We start from the raw sequence: 20,444 nt of genomic DNA on the forward strand, positions 1-20,444 counted from the left end.
GGCCTTACCGGGATAGGTTTCGTGGGTCGCAGGCGCCGCCTTTGTATTCGATCGCCCCCAGATCAGGCGTTTTGGAATCCCTTTTATGGCCGCAGATATCCGCTGACGGGGTCGGGATGGGTTGGCCCTTGCCCACCACCGCGGACCGATCCTTCAAGCTGAGATCGACCTTTTGGGCATTGGTAAATAGGGTGCTGGTACCGGCTCCACCTGCCAAGCCGAACAAAGCCTTCGACCCTAAGGCCAAATTGCTTTCTTCCGTGAAGGACCCCCCGTTCCGCTCCTTGATTCGACCATCCAGGATGTTGTTGAAAATGGTGGCACTGGAGGCCGCAAAGCGGGAGTCAATCCCTGTGGTATGGAGAATGGTATTGTTGTGGATCGTGGTGTCGGCGGCCTTATTCAGATAGATCCCCACGTCGGAACAATTAAGGATGACATTGCCCCGCATGGTCCCGCCTGTATGCTCTATGTCGCGGCAGGCGCCGTTACGGCACAGCGTCTTGCCGGTGCCGCCACCGCCAAAGGACAGACCGACCTGGTTCGCCGCGGGTGGTTGATTCATGGCGCAGATGATTAGATTGTTCTCGAACAATGTGCCGGAGGATTCCCCTTTGGCGAAGGCGGCATAGCTGGTCTTATTCCCCAGTGCCTTGCTGTAATCGGCAATCAGATTCCGGCGGATGATCCAGTCTTTGGCACCGACAATATCAATGGGAGTCACGGATCTATGGGTTTGCCGGGGGGCTGTGTTGATGAATGTGTTGCCTTCGATGACACCATTGTCGGGAATACTCCGGACTTTTTTGAATGTGGCGCCATTAACTTTAACCTGGGCATTGAAGTCGATAACAATATTGTTGCGGATGCCAATGAACCTGGCATCGGCGACCACATGAAACGCATGTTCGCATTTCGTATGTTTGGCGCAAACACCGCGGATGACAAGGTTTTCGAAATTCCAGTACGGTTGCTTGACATTAAAGCCGCCACTCAAATCGAACTCGAGGATGACATCACCCAAGGTGTTGGCCATGACGGTGATGGGCGCATCGGCCCGTCCGGTTGCCTGAGCCGGGATCTTACTGCCGGGGACGCGATAGGTGCCAGGGGCGATGATGATGGTTTGTCCCGCCTTGGCTTTGCGTATGGCCTTTTTCAGTTCCTTGACCGACGCAACCGCCACCTTTTGGCTTTTGCTCCGGTCTTCATGGGCATAGGGCAGGATGCTCAGGCGTTTCCGCGATGCTCCGACACCCGACCAATCCAGCCATGAGGTGATCTGTTGCCCGGCCTTGGCCGGGTGAGTGAGGCCCAGGCCCTGGCTTGCCAAGGGGGCAACCGCCACCATCAGCAAAAGGAGAAGGGGCGAGAAGAAACGGCTTTGGGTCAATCTCTTTGGCATATTCGACATGACTTCCCTGTACGATCAGATCCAGCTTATGGGGGCATAGCCAATCTGACCTTTTTTTTCCCCTTGCGCCATTTGCAATGCGCCTCGTTTCGCCATTTAGCAAAAAAACCTCGTCCCAATCCGCCATCCCTGTTTGATTTGTCAAAAAATGTAATGTTATACTATTTCATCATGAGGCAAGGGTTGGCGGGTTAAGCCGCCATCCGCCGGTCGATACAGGTTTGTCATGACAAAGGTATGGGATGATGACTACACTGAATGTTCCGCAAGTCTCCGGAGGGCCGAACCTGGGCCGTTTCAGGGGAAATGATCAGGAGAGCGGGTTATTGGGGTCTCTCGCGCCGGGTAAGGAAAAGACGAGTACCAAGGAACAGGGAAAGGAGTCGATGAAAATCGGAACCATTCTCAAACGCATCGGTCGCGCGCTCTTGATTTTTATTATGCCTTGCGGCGGTAGCGACGTGGAAGACCTGTTTTCTGAGAACGATCGAAAATAGGTCCCTGAATGGCCGTGGATCGGCAAGGCTGATTCCGGCCATCGCTCGGGTTCTTGATCCCGTCGCGTTTGATCGGATTCAGGCCAATGGGAAAAACGGGATCGGTATCCATGGGCGCGCGCAGGGTTACCGGGTTCAATTGAACCAGACCACACCCGAATCAATATGTTCCTCCTGTTCCATGCAAATCTGAAGGTCGCCCCAATAACAAGGCGACCTTCAGATTTGGGGCAGGAGAGATATCAATTCCAGAGCCGTCCCTCGGAAAATCCTTGAGAGGCGGATTTAAAAGTATCCATTAGATATCAAGGCAGTAGATTCTTGATCTGGCCAGGAAAGGCCGACGACACGGGGCGGCGCCCCGTTCGGAGGTCTTGACGCCGCCAGAGCGGAAATATACGCCCTCGAGATCAAAGGAATACTTTTGAATCCGACTCTGAGAAATTATTCGGCTGCGGAGGCCTTCTTGGCCGCTTCCCTGGCATCATCGCCAATGGGTTTGGCGGGTGTCGCCGTTGCGGGCTTCCGCGTGACCATTTTGATATAGGGCGCCAGCCACTTGGTGTTGCGTGCCCGGTAGCCGAGCAACAGGGCCACCAGGGTGCCATAGATGTAGGGTTCGCCGTTCTCGGGCTCGGCAGCCATCATGAAGTGCAGCACCACCACCACATCCAGCACATAGACCGAGCGATGCAACTTCTTCCAGTTCCGCCCGCCCATGGTCTGGACCAGCTTCTTGTAGGAGGTGATGGCCAGCGGCAGCAGGATCATGTAGGCCAGGATGCCGACAATGATGAACTCGCGCTTGGCGATATCCTTGGCCATCTCGCCCCAGTTCAGGTCCCACTGGAACCACACGTACACCAGCACGTGCAAGGTGGCGTAGAAGAAGGCGTAAAGCCCGATCATCCGCGAGTATTTGGCGATCTTGTTGGCCCCGGTCAGCTCTCGCAGGGGCCGCATGGCCAGCGAAAGAATCAGGAAGTTCAGCGCCCAGTCGCCCAGATAGCGATTGAAGAAGCCCACCGGCATTTCATCCACCCCGGTACCCGGCAGCATGCCGCTGACCGCCACCCGGCCCAGCAGCCAGATCAAGGGCAGCAGGCAGGTCATGAAGACCAACGGCTTGAGGTCGGTCTTCTTGAGCTTTTGCAGGATATGCTTCGGTGATTCATCGACCCCGTTGTAAAGCAGCCAGATGGCATAGCCCATGACCAGCAAATTGCCGGTGGCCGTGAGTACAAAGGGCGAGCGCGGCCCCACGGCGTCAAAGAAATAGCCGCCGCTTTGGACCAGCAACACAATGCCGATACCGCCAGCCACGTTGAAGGCACCTTGGACCGACCCTTGAATTTTGTTGGGCGCCAGATCGCTGATCAGCACCCGGGGCGCCACCAGGCAACCCGCCTGTCCGGCACCGATGAGCATCAACGGCAGCACCACGCCCCATTCAAAGGGATTGACGAATAGTGCCAAAAAGATGAACCCGGCCCCGGACATGGAAAGCCCGGCGCCGATAGCGGCGATGCGGCTGTGGTTTTCGATAAAGCGCGACCAAAAGGGAATGCAGATCAGCACCATCACGCCGGTCAGGCCGATCATCAAGCCCGCATGGCCCACCGCGTCAGTGCGGCTCAGGCCGACCACATCGGCAAAGGAAATACTCCACAGCATGTAGAACAAGCCGATGAAGACCATGTCGGCGCGGGTGTAAAAAGCCGAGGCAAAACAAAGCAGCATCCGTGGGTCGTTGGCGGCCAGATTCCAAACCCGCTTCCAAGGGCGCTCTTCTTCTTCCAGGCGCGGCGTATTGTCGACCAGGAAATTCTTCGCCACCCAGGCGCCCAGCAGGCCGATGGCGGCGGGCGCCAACATGACGATCCAGATGCCGCCTTCCTGTTTGGGAATCTGCATCATCACCGCGTAAATGATGGTGCTGCCAAAGGTCATCATGAACACGGTATTGGTCATGAATCGGGCGCGATTGTTATAGGTGGTGAAGTCGCCGGCGAGCGTGGTCATCTGCAACTGCACCGCATCGGCGCCCAGGGACATCAAAATCCGCGTCAGGTAATAGACCACCAACCCGCCAATGCCGAGGACGGCGCCCAATTCAGGGCTGAAAGGGGCGAGCAGGGCGCCCGTGGCGGCGATGAGGAATCCGAATACGACCACCGGAATGCGCCCGTAGCGATCCGACAGGTAGCCGAAATAGCCAATCAAAATCAGGCTGAGGATCTCCACCACCACCTGGATGTTGGCATTGATGGTTCCGGCTTCCTCGAAAGGAATTTGTAGAACCTGATCCAGGAACAAGGGCTGGATGCCCACCGCCAGGGCCATGATGGTCGAGCCCAAGGCCGACAGCATGTAGACCGTGTTCCAATTTTTGGATGTGACTTTGCGACTGGTCATCCGTTACAGGCTCGTCCTATGAGTGGTCTCGACTTGCTCTAGAATCCGGATGACGAAACTTTCCAGTCGATCGCGGAAATATTGGTTTGCCTTGTCTGAAGACTATTCAAGAAATAAAGTAATTATTCCAAAGAACAGCCATATTGGCTTTTCCAGTTGATCCATTAAGGGATTTATACTAATTCGAAACTGCGAAGCAAGAAATTTGTGTGCATTCCGGGGATGGCGATGATCGTCCTCCGGCAATGCGCGCCATCCTTTTTGGAGCGAATCCGGCGGCCTATGCTCAGTCAGATCAAAACCGAACAATGGATCATGGGCGCCAGCATCGTCTTCAGCTTGGCGTTGTTGCTGATTACCCTGTTTTCCGACGATCTGTGGGAAGAGCATGACTACGAGCATGCGCCGCCGATCGTCGCCGGCATTCCCGCGCCACATATGGATGGGCGGGAAAAGATGGCCTGTTCCAGTTGTCATGTGATCATGTCGACCCGTAATCAGGCCGCCCTGCCGTCGACCAACCCCAATGCCACGGGAATCGCGGTCCCGCCGATCAAGGCTGGAACCCTGTCTCCTCATACGGATGGCCGCGAGGCGCAGCCCTGCCGCAACTGCCATCAGATCATCCCGCGCAGCGCCGCCCAGGCGCAGCAGGGAATGCGGATTGGTCAAGCCACGCCCCCCTCACGACCGCAGCCCGTGGGAGTCGCCGCTGCCTGGACTCAACAGCCGCAACGGCAAGCCATGGCCAGCAACGCCTTGCAGCCGGTCATGCCGCCTGATGGGGTCAAGCGGCTGCGCATTGCCGGGCCGGGGCAGGGGAACGGCACCACAGATTTCGGGTCCCTGAACATTCCGTTGGATCGGGCCGGACTGCATCGCTTCCAAGGCAGTATCGCGCAAGTCGCCATTTCGGCGCCCAATGCCCAGAATTCGTTGATCAATATTTGGGTCGACGATGGGGTCAATGTGCCGCACCGGGCGGTGCTGGCGCCGTCATGGTTCCTGGAAGAACAACGCTGTCCGGTTTCCTTGAATATGTACGTCAAGGGATTGGCCTTCCGCATCGAGCTGCCGCAAGCGGTCGATCCGCTGTACGTGAAGACCATCGCGGTCAATGGCAAGACCTGTGTCCTGCGCGATACCCTCGGCGCCCCCGCGTGGCAATGACCGGAAGGGAACAAGCGTCATGAGCCTCACCAAACCCGGCAAGAACGACGAGGGCGCCCAGTGGTTCGTCCTGTTCCTGGCGGTGGCGTTGGTGACTGGCGTGCTGATCCTAGTGGTCGATTCCATGCTGGGGACCAATGCCCCGCAGGTCACAGGTTTGAGCAAGCAAGAAGTCGCGGATCTACAATACATGCGGGAAGAGGAAAAACTCGCTCGGGATGTTTATCTGGACCTCTTTGAGCGTTGGCAGATCCCCATGTTCAAACGCATTGCCCAGGCCGAACAGCGGCATATGGACGCGGTGGGTGGCCTGTTGACCCGCTACCGGGTTCCCGACCCGGCCATGGCGGCCAAGCGCGGGGAATTCATGGACAGCCACTTGGCGGACCTCTATCAGGAGCTCACGGCCAAGGGACAGGCCTCGCTTCAGGCCGGTTTGGCCGTAGGCGCCCTCATTGAGGAAGTGGATATCGCCGACCTGGATAAGGCCCTGGAAAATACGCAACGGGCCGATATACGGGATGTCTATCGCACCATCCGGCGCGGCTCGCGCAACCATCTGCGGTCCTTCGCCGGACAACTGTCGGCCCGAGGCGCGCCTTACAAGGCCAAGGTGCTGACTGCTCGTCGGGTGAATAGAATTCTTTCCTCGCCCATGGAAACAGGCCAGTTCTAACAGGCTGCTTCTGTAATCGAGTCATTTGAGTCAAGCTGATTTCCAAGCCGTCGGTTTGAACCTGGGTTATGTGGCGCCCTTTGCTTCTGTCCGCGGTCGACGTCGTCGCCGCATGATGGGGATCAAGGGGGATCGGGTGCAGCAATCTGAAAAGCGTGGTCTTACGCCACTGCAGCCTGCGCGCTGTCATCCGAGCCCCGCGCGTCGCCACGCGTCCTGGCCGCCCTTCAGGCGATCTCGGTTTTCGTTGTGTTTAGATGGCGGTCTCCTCCTTGCGGTACTGGAAGTCCGTGCCGTCGATCCACATGCGATGCATGATTACGGCGAGACGCCGGGCAACGGCTACCTTGGCGCGTTTCATCCCGCGCCTTTTGGCGACCGCGAGCCCCCAGTGTTTGAGCCAGGACCAACGGCGGGTTCGAGTGAGAAGTGCATTGGCGGCCTCGAACAAAAGCCAACGAACCATGGCATCTCCGCACTTGCTGATGGGGCCGCTTCGGTCCTGCTCTCCCGAGGCGTATCTGCGTGGGACAAGCCCGAAGTGGGCGCCGACCATGACCGACTTTTGAAACCGTTCCGGCACGTCGAGTCCTGTCCTGAAAGCGAGGGCGGTAACCGGGCCGACGCCGGGAACGGTCATCAGGCGCCGGCAAACGCTATCATCGCGCGCAGCGGCATGAACCTGCCGGTCGAGCTTGTCGAGTTGTTCGAGCAAGGCTTGGCGCGCAAGCAAGAGCGGCTCGGCGGCTGCGCTGAGGTGCGGGTTATCAGCCGTCAATTCCCGAACCCGCGCCGCGAAAAGGCGTCCGCGCGCCATACCGACCTTGAGGCCGAAAGCTTTCAATGTTCCTCGTACCGTATTGGACAACTGACGGACCTGATGAACCAGGGTCTCCCGATGGGTCAGCACCATCCGGAGCTCCTGACTGCGCGCGGTCTTGACGTGGGTCGCGCGGTACAAACCGGTCCGCATCGCCTGGCTGATCAAGCGGGCGTCGCGACGGTCCGTCTTGACTGGGCTGGCGCTGGCAAAGGCCTTCATTTGCCGGGTCTCGATACAAATCACAGGGAGGCCCCGACTGGACAGTCCTGCGTACAGCCAAGGCGCCAGAGGGCCAGCTTCCAACCCAATTCGCGCAAAGCCACGCCCGCTTTCCTCGAGCCAAGTGGCGACCGCCTCGGGTGTGCTTGACACCTTGCCTTCGCGAATGACGGTTCCCTTTGCATCAATCTCACAGATCGAAATGCTTGCCATCGATACGTCCATTCCAACAAAATACTCCATAGCTGGTCTCCTCTGTTCCATGTCCAGGAATTGACCCGGATACTTGATCAAGACCGAGTGTGGAGACCAGCTGACTGTCTAGGCAATCCCTGACTGCTCGATTACCGCCATCTGAAAAAGTCCGATTTCGAGGGTGTGGCGACACATGCTTCGACAAGCTCAGCATGAGGGCCTTTGAATTAAAGCCTTTCGCCTCACCCTGAGCTTGTCGAAGGGCGAGGCGGGCCGTTGAACAACACTTTTTCAGCAGCTTGTTAGCTACAAAGTTCGTTGCGGCTGCCCATGGTCACCATGCGCAAAGCAAAAGCCAGCAGGCCAAGTCCGGCCGCCAATAGCCCCAGACGCTCAATCAACACCGTATCCAAAGCCACCATATTGGTACTGGCGCCGATGACCCAATCCCATTGCGGGATGGTCTGGACATAGGCCAGACGGGCGTGGTTGGCGCGGCTCGGCCAGCGGTAGGAGACGAAGCCATCCCCCGATGGCGCATCCAAGACCTGACGCAGAATTTGGGTGGCCGGAGATCCTTGGACGGGGAGAGATCGAAATCCCGGTTCAATTTCGTTGACCAGCGGATGTCCGGCGGAATCACTGACCCAGAGCCGCACCGTGCCATCGGCGGGCAGGTCCTGAAGCAAGGCCTGTATTTGAGGGCCACGCAGAGGAGGAGCCCCTTTTGCAGCCAAGTCTTGAAGCTGCGCGACCAGCGCGTTCACCGGATCGACCAGGGCTGTCTGCTGTGAGCGGCGTTCTTGCAGGGTCAGCCCAACCAGGACCGCGCCGCCCAGCAAGGCGACGGCCAACCAAAGGCTCAGCTTCAGTGTCCGTTCGGTCATTTTCAGGTGTTCCCTATTGTTCCCCAAATCCAAGGGGCCGATTGCCCGACATATGTGCATGGTCTTCGGGTTCGTCAAGGCGGGTCCTTGCGACGGTTTCGCGGACCTGATACCAACGGCATGACAAGACACTGGAAAGGAAACGGCCCCCATGAAAGCCGACGTATTGTTCAAGGATTCTTTTACCGAAGGCCTGCAATCCTTCGATTCCGTCGAGGTGGATGCTTCCGATGGTAGGAACCTGACCATTCGACTCCAAGATGCCGAAGGCCGGGGCCTGGACCTGTCTCTCGATCGCAAACAGGTGAAGAAGATGATCAGCTGGAAAATGCTGATGTCCCTCTAGATCACGTCGTATATGAGAGCATTCGATCAAACACGAAAAACATGATCGTTTCCAATGAAGTCGCGCGTGTCCAACGGGTCCGATTGGACCCGACACGCGCTAGGGATCGAGGAGCAAGGTGGATATGCGCGGTTGCCAGTATTTCGGTCTCATTTGGGTCTTGTGTGCCATTGCGGCGGCGGTCATGCCCAATGGCCTTCTCATGGGGATCTTTTTCGTCCTCAGCGGCTTGAGCGGCGGATTGGCACTGTACCTGCTCGGGTTGGATATGGGATTGTTGGGGGAGGCCCCCAAGGAGGCTCCAAGACCCGCTTCTTCGGCCAAACTGAAAGAGCCACGGCAGGAGCCCGCAAGGGATTGGAAGAACAAGGTCCGCGATTCTTTTGGACGGCTGGTTAAATAACGAATCGCGAATCGGAACGGTGTCGGTGCGGTGGCCGGGGCGGCAAATGTTGCCCAGTGACCGGGAAGAAATACCAAATATAGGCCCAATACCAAGGATTGTTCGCCTATATCGGTGTGGAATTCGCGCTTGACCCGGCAAAATTTACCCGAATTGACCCAAATAACGATTTCACTTAACCTTATTGAAGGAATTAACCTTTTTTAGCGCGCGTGCTAAGGGGCACATCGGGAATGTCGAACGTTCACCATTTGAGAAACGTGGCCATGGGAGCCGGGCGTTGGAACGCCTGGCGGAAATCCGAGCCTGATGTGCAGCCTGACCTGAGTCAGGCCGATTTGCGCGGTGCCAATCTGTCCGGCATGGATCTGGCGGAAGCCGTCATGTCGCTGGCCAACCTGAAGAAGGCCAACCTGAGCGGTGCCAACCTCAAGGCTTCCAACATGGCCGGGTCCATCCTTGAGGATGTCAATCTGGCCGGTTGCGTGATGGTCGGATCCAATCTGTCCGGTGCGCGGCTGACCCGCACGAATCTGGCCGGTGCCGACATGCGTCGGGTGAACCTGTCGGGCGCACGCTTTGGCGGCGATGCCATTCTCACCGGCACCGACCTGGGCGGCGCCAATCTGGCCGGCGCCAAATTGGGGGGCTCGATCCTCAGCGGCGCCAACCTGGCACGCTCCAATCTGGCCGGGGCCGATCTGCGGAATACCGATCTTAGCGGCGCCAATTTGTCCGGCGCGGTTACCGCCGGCGCCCACTTCGATGGCGCCGATCTCAGCGGGACCATTCTCGATGATCTGGGCGAGTTGGACGATTCGGAGCTAGAGGACGACTATGTCGAGGTTGAGGCTGAACCGGAGTATGTCCCGGAAGAGGACTTCGCCGAGCCGCGGATTGACGACTTTCCCGAGGAACTCCCGCCCGAGCCGGAAGCCCTTGAGCCAGAGCCCATGCCTGAGCCCGAGCCAGAACCAGAGCCAGAGCCAGAGCCAGAGCCCGAGCCCGAGCCCGAGCCAGAACCCGTGGCGGCTGCCCCCGTGGCTGATCCCAACGCCTTTTTTAGCTATCAGTCCGGCGAATGGGCGGTGTTCTCGCTGGTGATCAATGGATTCGACGATCGTACCGAAGAAGAAAAACGCAATCTGGTGGCTTTGCTCAAGCGCTATAACAAGTTCGTGGTCGGCGAGGCGTCGGATGTCTGTATGTCGACCCGGGGCGATGCCATCATCGGCGTGTTCAACGAACCGGCACAGTCCCTGTTGTTTGCGGCCAATTACATCAACGTGCTCAAGAACATCAATGTGGAAGCTTTTGCCGCCGTCCATTGGGGCACGGCCACCATCAAGACCGATCCCGGCGATGGCGAGATGGAACTGGTGGTTGATTCCATCAGTCCGGCGGCTCGCTTGGAGCCCATCGGCAGCACCGGCGAGATTCTGGTGCTCGAGGAGTTGCACAGCCGGGTGGCTGACCAGAGCGACCTGTTCGACTTCAACAAAGTGGTGCGTAAATGGAAACGGGCCGGCGACAGCAACGACAACGCGGTGGACGCGGTCTGCTATCAGGTCATGCCCGTGAACTGAAGTACTGCGATACAGTAATAAAAATAAAACCGCCGGAGTGTCCCGGCGGTTTTATTTTGTCCGGAACAGATTATTCCGCGTCGGCGTCCTTGGACGGCTTGACGGTCTTTTTCACCGTATCCGTGGCCTTTTTCACGCCGGTTTCGGCACTGTCCAAGGCCTTGTCGGCGGTGGGAATGATATATCGGTCGGAAATACGCATGCCAAGGGCAAAGCCCGCGCCGGCAACCACGGCTCCGACGGCCAAAGGAATAAAGGGTAACATAAGCTTCTCCCGTGTTTGTCATTGCACTTCATATGATTGATAGAATGGCAGAAAAGACGCATGAAGTCATCAATGGATCGCCGTTAGACTGGTATTGAGGGTGTTATAATATAATAAATCCATAGAAAATGTAAATGAGAATGATTATCGATTGGGGAAACCCCCTAGTATTACTGCGTTTCTTCATTGTATTGGCGCGTTGACACTCTGATTGTTTTTTGATTTATTGGGACCGACCCGAACGGGCGAGACGATCCGACACGGGATCCGGTTTATTCAAGGAGACACTGATCATGGCTGTTGCTCAGGCAGGTGCCCAGGCAGGCGCGAAAGCGGCGGGAGCGACCAAGGGCGGCATGACCGCCAAGGGCGCGGCGGTTGCCAAAAAGGGTTTGGCCATGGCCAAGGGCGGAGCCTCCAAGGCTGCCATGAAGGGGGGCGCTGCCAAGGCGGCGACCGGCATGGGGGCCGCCAAGGCGGCAACCGGCATGGGCGCGGCCAAGGGCGTCAGCGTCGGCCTCGGTTTGGGTCTTGGGGCCTGGGGCGCGGTGTTGTTGGTCGCGGCCGGTGGCGCGGCGGCTTATAGCTATCTGGCCAGCCGACGGGACGAGCAAAAACAGACCGACGCGGAATTGGAATTGGCGGAAGCGCTCGGCGAATTCTGAGCCCATTCCGTTTTTCACGAGTTTTGAGTATAACCGGGACCATCGCACCGATTCGGGTGCCTGCATTGAAGAGGTAGAACACCATGGCCGTCGTCATGACCCAAGAGGAAGGTAGCAAGCCCCGTTTCATGGCCGCTTTGAGCTATTTGGGCATTCTCTGTTTTGTCCCGCTTTTGATGAACCGGGATGACGAGTACGTCTATTTCCACGCCAAACAGGGCTTGGTGATCTGGATGTGGGGCGTGTTGGCTCTGTTCGCCTTGCATCTGCCGGGCGCCGGCAAGTGGTTCTTCAGCTTCTCCGCCATGGCGGTGATGGGCTTCTCGCTGCTGGGTCTGGTCAGCGTGGTGTTCAACAAAGCTTGGCGGTTGCCAGTGATCAGCTTTCTGTCCGATCGGCTTTGATCGTCGACTGTACGAACGGGTTGGAAAGGGCGTCTTCGTGAAGAAGGGCGCCCTTTTTGTTGGAATCCGTTTGTATTGAGACTGCAAGCTCCGGTAAACAGAAGTACCGTTGAATGATTCTATGAAACAGGGCGAACCGGTTCCGAAGCCATGAAAGATAAATTGGTCGAGCAATGGCATTGGAACGCCGTCTATCTATTGGCGGCGCTCTGCATGATTTTCATGACCCTGGCCGTTGCCGTGCAGCCCTTGTTCCTGCGCAACGTGTTGGGAGTCCCCTTCGAATACGCCGGGTCGATCAATGCCAGTGTCCAGGTGGTGACCGAAATCCTGGACTTGGCGGTCATCGGCTATCTGGGGTTTCTGTCGGATCGCTATGGGCGGGTGCCGATCATCGTTGGTGGATTCCTTGTGGCCGCCGCCGGAGCGCTGTTGGCCCCGTTCAGTTTGGTATTGGGCGAGGCCCTGGTGGTCGGCGGATTGGCCATCTACTTCCTGGCGCGAATCATCATGTCCATCGGGTCCGGGGCCGTCTGGCCGCAGCTGGCGACTCTGGTCGGGGACTTCACCAGCTTCAAGAACCGCGCCCGCATGCTGTCCAACAGTGCCTTCATGATGGCCTTGGGCGGCACCCTGGTTTACGCCATTTTGATGCAAATCCCGCAACATGCCGGAATCGGCGTTGTCATGCTGCTGACCGCCGCCATCGCCGTGGCCGGGGCCTGGGTGGCGGGCAAATGTCTGATCGATATCGCGCCGAAGCTGAAGGAGAACGAAGTTCCTTGGAAGCGCCTGCGCAAGCTCATTGTCGGTGATTCGCGGCTCAAGCTGACCTTTGCTTCGGCCTTCTTCGCCCGCAACGACATGGTGCTGGTGGGTATGTTCTTGATGCTGTGGTTCATCTATTTCGCCGACGTGGTCGGGGTGAGCCAAGAAGACGCCGCCGCGCAGGCGGGCAAGCTGATCGGTCTGATCGGTCTGGTCACCCTGATTTCCATACCCATCTGGGGGCAGGTGATCCAAAGGGCCGGGCGGATTACCGCCATCACCCTGGGCATGGCTATTTCCGGAGTTGGGTTTTTAACCTTCTACTTCGTGGTGAATCCCTTTGATTCAATGATTTATCTTCCGGCGGTTCTGGTTGCCATCGGTCAGGCCGGCTGTCTCGTGGCGCCGCAGGTTCTGACCGTGGACATCACCCCGAAAGAGATTCTCGGATCCATGCTCGGGGCGTTCAATGTGATGGGGGCGCTGGGCATAATTATCTTCGTGCAGGCAGGGGGATACCTGTTTGATTCCGTGGGTCCGCACGCCCCATTCGTCTTTACAGGTTTTGTGAACCTAGCTATCATGGCCTACGCTTTATGGGTCTCCCGTGTTAGCACGGATCGGCAGGTCGGCGACGACGAATACGATGTCGACGACGACCAATTGGCCGAAGAAACAGCAAGCCTCTGAAGCCCGTACGGGGGTACCGGACTTCAGAGGTTTTATGTCGTCCAGTCGCCGGGCGATTGAGGAATTGGGGCGAAGAGTTTATCGGGGCGGGTGCCGCCCCCTGAAGGAGGACGTTTCATGCCGAGCATCATTACAGGCCTTTTGGCCTTGGCTCTGGGGCTTTGGAGTCTGACCATCTGGTGGTGGTCGGTGGTCGAGTTCCTGCGCGGGTTCGTGCCCTTGGCGCTGATTGTGCTGGGTCTGGTGGCTTTGGCCGCGGGCGTTTCCGCCGTGCGTCAGGCCAAGGACGTCAATGACGAAGACCTCCTCGGGGTCGAGGACTAATAACCAACAACGCTCCGGTGGCTTTTGGGCGCCGGAAAATGAATTTGGGGTCGCCAAGATATGGCTTTCGAGGATCCGATTTACGAGGACTACGACGCAGAACCCGAGATGTGTTCGAAGGGGCTGCGGAAGTATTTCTTCGTTATTGCCACATTCGCCATGCTGATCCTGATCGGCGTCTACTGGTACAAGAACTATTACTCCACCGGCATGATGCCCGGCCTCCAGGGTATCTTTGACGGCACCAAGCCGCCGTCGGTCGCTGATCGTGGGGTCGGCTCGAAACGGCCGTCCAATGCGCCCGTCAATGCCGCCTTCGCGCCCGTGGCAACCCCCGCCGCCATCGGTGGCCTGCCAGCCTTTGGTCCTGATGGTGCGGTCATGGGTACCGGTGTTCCGACCTTCACTCTGCCGTCCCCGGGGCCGACCAACCCGACCATCGGCAGCCCCTCCCTGTCGCCGAATTTGCCCGGCCAGCGCTTGGCGATCAATGCCGCCGGCGGCAAGTTCTCCAACGTTGTCACCGGCATGCGCCACAGTGTCACCAACGTGACCATCCGGCGCCCTGGCGGGATGCTGCCCAAGAAGCCCGCTGCCGATCCCAATCCCGAACCCAACATGCCGCGCTTTCGCGTGCCGTTCTCGGGCCAGTCCCTTGAGAACGTTGGTTCCGGTGTCATCATTCGCAACGATGGCTATATCGTCACCAATTACCATGTGGTTCGCGGCGCCGACGCGGTCTTTGTGACCGTTTTCGACGACGTGGGCACCGAGCGCTATCGGGCGGAAATCGTCAAGCTTGATCAGTCGTTGGACCTGGCTCTGTTGAAGATCTCTCCCAAGGCGCCGCTGGTGGCGGCCATGCTGGGCGAATCGACCCATGTGACCGTCGCCGACGAAGTGGTCGCCATCGGCAGCCCCTTTGGCCTGGACCAGACCGTCAGCCGGGGCATTGTCTCGGGTATGCGTAAATCGTTGGTGATTGAAAACGTCACCCATAAGGACCTGCTGCAAACCGATGCGGCGATCAATCAGGGCAATTCTGGCGGCGCCCTGGTCAACGTGGAAGGCGAGGTGATCGGTATCAATACCGCCATCTACACCCCCACCGGCGCTTTCTCCGGCATTGGCTTCGCCATTCCGTCCAACCAGGTCAAAACCTTTGTCCTGGAAGAAATCAATTTCCTCAATTCCGTCAATCCGGTGGCCCAGATTGCCCGCAACGTGGCGGCCCCCGGTGCGGCGCAGCCCAAGTCGGGCCCCCCGATTCGCGCCAACCAGGGCATTCCCGGCAATCACAAGAAAGACGGTCGGGATCGGATGAACTGCGTTATCTGCCACGACATCACAGGAGCCGGTGGTCAGCAGGCGGGAGCCCAGCCGGTGTTCTTCCCCATGATGCCCGTGGCGGCGCCGGGGCGTGGTCAACCCAAGTCGGGACCGCCGATCCGCGCCGATCAGCCCGCGCCTCATACGGATGGCCGCGAGCAGATGAACTGCACCATCTGTCATGACATCATGCCCGCGCCGGGAGGCGCCGGGGGTGGTCAGCAGCAGGTGCGCGCCGCGCCGGTCGCCGCACCGCCGCCCGCCGCTGCGCCTCCGATCCAGGCGGGGATGCCCCCGCCGCACAAGGATGGCCGGGAAAAGATGGACTGCAAGATCTGCCATCAGATCGTCACTGCCAGCGGCCTGCCCGCCGCAGCGGCCACGCAGGGCCAGAATAACGCTCTGAACAATACCCAGCCGTTCAGCTATGCCGGACCGCCCAACACCCTGGCGCTCAACGTGATCCAGGGCCAAGGCCAAGGTCCGTGCGGTCAGGCCGTGGCCCAGGGCCAGGGCGGCACCGTCGCGCCTTGCCCGGGGGGTGGCCAGGGTCAAGGCATGGGACAGCGGGCCGGCTTCGTCATCCTCGGCGCCGTGGTCCAGCCCATCACGCCAGTCATTTCCGCCGCTCTCGGCCATCCCGAAGGCAAGGGCGTGTTCGTGCCGGTGGTGGTCAAGGGATCCGCCGCGGATAAGGCTGGGATCAAGTCCGGGGACATCATCCTCAAGGCCGATGGTCGCCGGGTCTCGACCCCACGCGAACTGGCCGGAATCCTCAAAAGCTTCAAGAAAGGCGACAAGGTTCGCGTCAGTCTTGAGCGCAATGGCAAGCGGAAACGCAAGAAGCTGACGATTGCCCCGGCTGGTGGCCCGGCTGGTGGCCCGGCTGGTGGGATGCAGGCTGGCCAAGCCCCCACCGCCCAACAGATGATGGGCCAACAAGGCCAGCAAATGGCGGGCCCCAATCAAGGCATGACCGCCAACCAGATGGCGGCTCGCATGGGACAGCAGCAACCGGCTGCCCGCGTGCCGACTGAATTTGCCTGGTTGGGCATGGAAATCGAAACTTTCATGCCGGCCAAGGGCGCCATGGCGCCCAATGGGTCGCCCATCAAGGGGGCGCAGGTGGCCGAGCTCACTCCGGGCTCGCGGGCCCAGCGGGGCGGCCTGATGGCCAATGACATCGTGCTACAGGTCAATAATACCTGGGTGCCCTCGGCCAAGGCTTTCAACAAGGCGATGATGGAAGCCAAGGCCAACGGCAATGGCAAGCAGGTCATGCTTCGGGTCAACCGCAACGGCAGCGAATTCCTGGTAGTGGTTTAAAGGCGTCCCGGACTTTTCGGGCGGTAGACGGATCAACGGAGCATCCATGGCGGATCAGAACTCACAGGACGGCGAATCGGCACCGAAACAGGCTTGGGTGGATATCTATGATGTCTCTCCCTGGGCCGGGAAACAGGCGCCCCTGTCCCGTTCTACCAATATCCCCAAGCTGAGCCGCCGTCGCGGCGCCGCCCAACTGTCGGAAGGCGAAGAGGGGGCCGATACCCCCTGGACCGAACCGGACCCTGTGCCGAAGTCCGCCGCGACGCCGGTTGATGATGCGCCGGTGCCCGATACCCCCGAAGGCGAGATTCCCTGGGTAACCCGCGATGAGCCCAATGCGGAAGCTTCTGTGGCGACCGAAGAGCCCGGGCCGGAGATCGTCGAGCCCGCCGCGACCGAATCCGAGGTCGAGGTCGTGGAGGCCGCCGCCTCGGCCGAAGAAGTGGTGCAGGCCAAAATCGATCCGGAGCCGCAGCCCTATCCGTCGGTTGGCGATTCGGCGGGCGATTCGGACTGGGCGGAATCGCTGGCTAAAACCGAGAGCACGGACCAAGACGAGGACGACATGGCAAAGAAGAAGGCAGCTAAGGTGACGGAAGAACCCGCTCCCGTGACAGAGACACCGGTCGTAGAAGACGTCGCGGAGGAAGTGATCATCGAGGAAGTGGTCGAGGCGGCCGTGGCCGAAGCCCTTTCCGAGCCCGTGGAAGCCGAATCGGCGCCAGTCGAGGACGATGTCGAGGACGATGTCGAGGACGATGTCGCAGAGATTTCCGAGAAATCCGAGGATGAGGCCCCTGCCTCCGAGGCGGCTGAAGAGGTCGCCGAGGAAGAGGCCGAGGAAACCGACCAGGGCGAAGAGATCGTTGCCCAGAGTGTCGCCGCCTTGCGCCAGAAACTGGCCAAAGATGTGGGCAACGATACCCTGCGCAAGATGATTTATGAGAAGGAAGGGGTCTTGCCGTCCGAAGGCAATCCCTGGAAGACCAATGGAGATGGAGGCGATGCCTCCGCGAACAGCAGCAACGAGGGACAAGAAATGACAGCAGCAACAGCGACCCCCGTCGAGGGAGTGTTCGGTGGCGTGGTGAATCTGGTTCGCAGTGGTGCCGTAACCACCTTCAACGTCACCAAGGGCGTGGCCACTGGGTTCGGAGACAACCTGACCTTCGGTGCGACCGAATTGGTCAAGGACGGCAAGGCCCTCGGCCTGGGCGTCGCGGGCATGGGCATGCGTGCCGGGACCGAGTTCGTCGAATGCGTCAAGGTCGGCGCGGTGGAGATCGTCAAGGATACCGGTAGTGTCGCCACCGGCGCCGCTTCCAGCGTCACGTCGCTGTTCTCCAAGAGCGAAGGCGCCGAGGAAGCCGCTCCGGCAACCGAGGAAGCCCCGGTGACCGAAGAAGCCCCGGCCGCTGAAGAAGCCCCTGCCGAGGCCGCCACTGAAGAAGCAGAGGCCGATAAGTCCTAAGTCTCAGAAGGTTTATCCTGTCCGATGCAATTGCGACACAGGAGCAAATACTGTGTTGCGAAGTCGCCAGGTTGGGAGCAGTATCCCGACCGGGCCGGTAGAATCGGTACAAGATAACCTCGATGACGAAGGAGTGCCTCCATGAATGCTGACAACGACGGACTGGTGATCGACATGGCAGCGGATACCGCGCCCGCCCCTAAGACCAAAAAGCGCCTGCGCCTGGGCATCGACTTGGGCACATCGCACACGGCGATCATGTCTGATCGTGGAGCCAAGGCCATGGTCAGTTCCGTGGTCGGGTATCCCAAGGATATCGTCGGCGTGAAGCTGCTGGGGGCGCCCTATGTGGTCGGCGATCGGGCCATCGCCACCCGGTCCTATCTGGAGCTGCGCTATCCGTTGGAAGACGGCGTGATTCGCGAACTGGGCGACCGGGACATGGAAGTGGCCCGTCACCTGTTCAAGCATGTGCTGGCCCTGTCCAAGCCCGAAGAGGGGGACGAGGTCTGTGCCATCATCGGCGTGCCCGCCCGCGCTTCCAACGCCAACAAGGAATTGCTGCTGGGGCTGGCACGTGAAGTGGTTCAAACGGCCATGGTGGTTTCCGAGCCGTTCATGGTTGCCTTTGGTCAGGGTAAACTGGTCAACAGCCTGGTGATCGATATCGGCGCGGGGACCATCGACATCTGCGCGCTGAAGGGCATGGTCCCGGCACCGGAAGATCAGATCACCATCCCCAAGGCCGGCAACTTTGTCGACGAGCGTTTGCAAGTGGCCATTATCGATCTTTATCCCGATGTGCAGATCAATGCCCATGTGGCCCGTGCCATCAAGGAAGCCCATTCCTTCGTCGGCAAGGCGGCCAGCCCGATCAAGGCCAATCTGCGGGTGGATGGCAAGCCCGTGGAACGGGATGTGACCGCGGCGATTCAGGCGGCCTGCGAATCCATTCTGCCCGACGTACTGGAAGGCATCGAGACGCTGATTCGCAACTTCCCGCCCGAAGATCAGGCCACGGTGCTGAAGAATATCATCGTCGCCGGGGGCGGCTCGCGTATTGCCGGGCTCGAGACCTATATCAAGAATCACCTGTCCGATTACGGTGAAGTGGAAGTGACCTGTGTCCAGGATCCGGATTACGACGGCGCCGGTGGCGCACTGAAACTGGCACAGGAACTGCCGCCGGAATACTGGGGGCAGTTGGGGGATATGGTCAGCGGCTGACAAAGCGTCACAAACAGGCTATAGACCATAAGGAAATTCAGGGTATCCGGCGAAAGGGTTCGAAGAAGGCATGGCGACATTGGTCATCTATATGGTCCTCGTGATTGGGATCGTGCTGTTCGCCAGCCAGAACCTGGACATGGTGAGCGTTCACCTGATCGCCGGGAATCCGGTGGAAGTACCGTTGATCGTGGTGGTTGGGCTGTCGTTTTTCGTCGGCTTCGTGACCGCCATTTTCAGCGTGATCATCAAGACCTTGCGGGATCGGGGGAAGCAGAACCGCTACGCAAGACCTCCAGGTAATCAAATCCGCCGCATGTAGGCGGGTTTGTCCTTGCGTCCCGGTGGGCGGACAGCGTAAGGAAAAGGGAACAAAGAAGCAGGGCGAAGAGTAATGCGTTACGAAAAGTGTGTGACCTGTTCGAAGACCGTGGGCTGGGTCGGCCTCATCACCAACAGCGTGCTGATGGTGATGAAGCTGTTTGTGGGCCTGATTGCCGGGTCTCAGGCCATGGTCGCCGACGCCATGTACTCCGCCAAGGATTTGATTTCGTCCATTTTGGTGATCATCGGCATGACCGTGTCCACCAAGCCTTTGGACGAGGAGCATCCCTACGGTCATGGCAAGGTCGAGTTCATTCTGTCCTTCGCCATCTCGGTGATCTTCATGATCGTCACCGGCTATCTGCTGGTCCATGCCGTCACCGTGCTGCTGACCCATGACGAACACAAGGCGCCGCATATGATCGCCCTGTGGGCGGCTTTGTTGTCGGTGGCTGTCAATGTGTTCATGTATTACTATTCGCGCTGTGTCTCCATCGAGTCCAACAGCCCCATGGTGCGCACCCTGGCCAAGCATCACCACGCGGACGCCACGGCGTCGGCCGGTGTGGCGGCGGGCATCGTCGGCGCCCATTACCTGAACATGCCCTGGATCGATCCGGTGATCGCGGTCATCGAGACCATCCATCTGCTCTACTTGGGCGGTGACGTGTTCTGGGATTCCTTCAAGGGCCTGATGGATCGTAGTCTGTCGCCCAAGGCCCGCGACGGCCTGAAGAAACTGATCGAGACCACCGAAGGCGTGCAGGAAGTGCGTTATCTTCGTTCCCGCCGCGTGGGCCAGGAAATCTGGGCCGAAGTGGTGGTCGGCGTGGATGCGGAAATCTCCATCGACGAGGCCTATGACATCTGTGAATCGGTGAAGCGCCGTATTCTGTCCCGGGTTTCCCATGTGGGTCATTTGACGGTCAACGCCGAAACCGGCGAGATCAGCGACGAACTGCGATTGGCTTGGGAAAAAGACAATCCGACCTTGGTGACCGCCCAGGAGGGCTGACC

At 59.1% G+C, this 20,444-nt stretch carries 20 protein-coding genes; 15 read left to right on the forward strand and 5 right to left on the reverse strand.

The window, feature by feature from the left end:
* Positions 1–4: 4 nt before the first annotated feature.
* Positions 5–1,405, reverse strand: a complete 1,401-nt coding sequence (locus MGMAQ_RS04930; RefSeq protein WP_052716131.1) for a chondroitinase-B domain-containing protein — start codon at positions 1,403–1,405, stop codon at positions 5–7.
* 251 nt (positions 1,406–1,656) lie between these two features.
* Here MGMAQ_RS04930 and MGMAQ_RS04935 point away from each other — a divergent pair, with 251 nt between their 5' ends.
* Positions 1,657–1,911: a hypothetical protein gene (locus MGMAQ_RS04935; RefSeq protein WP_046020668.1), complete on the forward strand. Its 255-nt coding sequence runs from the start codon at positions 1,657–1,659 to the stop codon at positions 1,909–1,911.
* Positions 1,912–2,355: 444 nt separating this feature from the next.
* Here the strand turns inward: MGMAQ_RS04935 and mamZ are convergent, their stop codons facing one another.
* The gene (mamZ, locus tag MGMAQ_RS20060; protein WP_065814674.1) at positions 2,356–4,326 is read right to left on the reverse strand and encodes a magnetosome biogenesis transporter MamZ; all 1,971 of its coding nucleotides are present in this window, start codon (positions 4,324–4,326) and stop codon (positions 2,356–2,358) included.
* Positions 4,327–4,641: 315 nt separating this feature from the next.
* Between mamZ and MGMAQ_RS04945 the strand changes: the two genes are divergently transcribed.
* Together MGMAQ_RS04945 and MGMAQ_RS04950 are read left to right on the forward strand one after the other, a co-directional pair.
* Entirely contained in the window at positions 4,642–5,496 is an 855-nt protein-coding gene (locus MGMAQ_RS04945) for a magnetochrome domain-containing protein (protein WP_158498782.1), read from the forward strand.
* 19 nt (positions 5,497–5,515) lie between these two features.
* Positions 5,516–6,172 carry a DUF2202 domain-containing protein gene (locus tag MGMAQ_RS04950; protein ID WP_052716132.1) on the forward strand — a complete coding sequence of 219 codons (657 nt, stop codon included), beginning with the start codon at positions 5,516–5,518 and terminating at the stop codon, positions 6,170–6,172.
* Positions 6,173–6,425: 253 nt separating this feature from the next.
* On the opposite strand, the gene MGMAQ_RS04955 is transcribed toward MGMAQ_RS04950, so the two are convergent.
* Positions 6,426–7,457 (reverse strand): IS110 family transposase, encoded by a 1,032-nt coding sequence (locus MGMAQ_RS04955; protein ID WP_046020119.1) that lies wholly within the window; start codon positions 7,455–7,457, stop codon positions 6,426–6,428.
* A 254-nt stretch (positions 7,458–7,711) separates the two neighbouring features.
* A complete protein-coding gene (locus MGMAQ_RS04960) occupies positions 7,712–8,296 on the reverse strand; it encodes a cache domain-containing protein (RefSeq protein WP_046020670.1) in 585 nt (194 codons plus the stop codon).
* A gap of 151 nt (positions 8,297–8,447) precedes the next feature.
* Between MGMAQ_RS04960 and MGMAQ_RS20970 the strand changes: the two genes are divergently transcribed.
* From MGMAQ_RS20970 to MGMAQ_RS04975, 3 genes are all read left to right on the forward strand, one after another.
* Entirely contained in the window at positions 8,448–8,642 is a 195-nt protein-coding gene (locus MGMAQ_RS20970; RefSeq protein ID WP_046020671.1) for a hypothetical protein, read from the forward strand.
* Between the two features lie 118 nt (positions 8,643–8,760).
* Positions 8,761–9,045 (forward strand): hypothetical protein, encoded by a 285-nt coding sequence (locus tag MGMAQ_RS04970; protein ID WP_148560850.1) that lies wholly within the window; start codon positions 8,761–8,763, stop codon positions 9,043–9,045.
* A gap of 233 nt (positions 9,046–9,278) precedes the next feature.
* Positions 9,279–10,631, forward strand: a complete 1,353-nt coding sequence (locus MGMAQ_RS04975; protein WP_046020673.1) for a pentapeptide repeat-containing protein — start codon at positions 9,279–9,281, stop codon at positions 10,629–10,631.
* A gap of 70 nt (positions 10,632–10,701) precedes the next feature.
* Here the strand turns inward: MGMAQ_RS04975 and MGMAQ_RS04980 are convergent, their stop codons facing one another.
* The gene (locus MGMAQ_RS04980) at positions 10,702–10,896 is read right to left on the reverse strand and encodes a hypothetical protein (protein WP_046020674.1); all 195 of its coding nucleotides are present in this window, start codon (positions 10,894–10,896) and stop codon (positions 10,702–10,704) included.
* Positions 10,897–11,189: 293 nt separating this feature from the next.
* Here MGMAQ_RS04980 and MGMAQ_RS04985 point away from each other — a divergent pair, with 293 nt between their 5' ends.
* From MGMAQ_RS04985 to mamM, 9 genes are all read left to right on the forward strand, one after another.
* The gene (locus tag MGMAQ_RS04985) at positions 11,190–11,561 is read left to right on the forward strand and encodes a hypothetical protein (protein WP_052716134.1); all 372 of its coding nucleotides are present in this window, start codon (positions 11,190–11,192) and stop codon (positions 11,559–11,561) included.
* Between the two features lie 83 nt (positions 11,562–11,644).
* The gene (locus MGMAQ_RS04990; protein WP_046020675.1) at positions 11,645–11,965 is read left to right on the forward strand and encodes a hypothetical protein; all 321 of its coding nucleotides are present in this window, start codon (positions 11,645–11,647) and stop codon (positions 11,963–11,965) included.
* A 150-nt stretch (positions 11,966–12,115) separates the two neighbouring features.
* Entirely contained in the window at positions 12,116–13,423 is a 1,308-nt protein-coding gene (gene mamH / locus MGMAQ_RS04995) for a magnetosome biogenesis transporter MamH (RefSeq protein ID WP_046020676.1), read from the forward strand.
* 117 nt (positions 13,424–13,540) lie between these two features.
* Positions 13,541–13,747, forward strand: coding sequence for a magnetosome protein MamI (gene mamI / locus MGMAQ_RS05000; protein WP_046020677.1), 207 nt, complete (start codon positions 13,541–13,543; stop codon positions 13,745–13,747).
* Positions 13,748–13,807: 60 nt separating this feature from the next.
* Entirely contained in the window at positions 13,808–16,402 is a 2,595-nt protein-coding gene (locus MGMAQ_RS05005) for a magnetochrome domain-containing protein (protein WP_052716135.1), read from the forward strand.
* Between the two features lie 46 nt (positions 16,403–16,448).
* A complete protein-coding gene (locus MGMAQ_RS05010) occupies positions 16,449–17,876 on the forward strand; it encodes a hypothetical protein (RefSeq protein ID WP_046020678.1) in 1,428 nt (475 codons plus the stop codon).
* 141 nt (positions 17,877–18,017) lie between these two features.
* Positions 18,018–19,103 (forward strand): MamK family actin-like protein, encoded by a 1,086-nt coding sequence (mamK, locus tag MGMAQ_RS05015; RefSeq protein ID WP_252508680.1) that lies wholly within the window; start codon positions 18,018–18,020, stop codon positions 19,101–19,103.
* Between the two features lie 70 nt (positions 19,104–19,173).
* Entirely contained in the window at positions 19,174–19,425 is a 252-nt protein-coding gene (locus MGMAQ_RS05020) for a lipopolysaccharide assembly protein LapA domain-containing protein (protein ID WP_046020679.1), read from the forward strand.
* Between the two features lie 72 nt (positions 19,426–19,497).
* Positions 19,498–20,442 (forward strand): magnetosome biogenesis CDF transporter MamM, encoded by a 945-nt coding sequence (mamM, locus tag MGMAQ_RS05025; protein WP_046020680.1) that lies wholly within the window; start codon positions 19,498–19,500, stop codon positions 20,440–20,442.
* The last annotated feature ends 2 nt before the right edge of the window (positions 20,443–20,444 follow it).

Source organism: Magnetospira sp. QH-2 (assembly GCF_000968135.1).
Lineage (GTDB): Bacteria > Pseudomonadota > Alphaproteobacteria > Rhodospirillales > Magnetospiraceae > Magnetospira.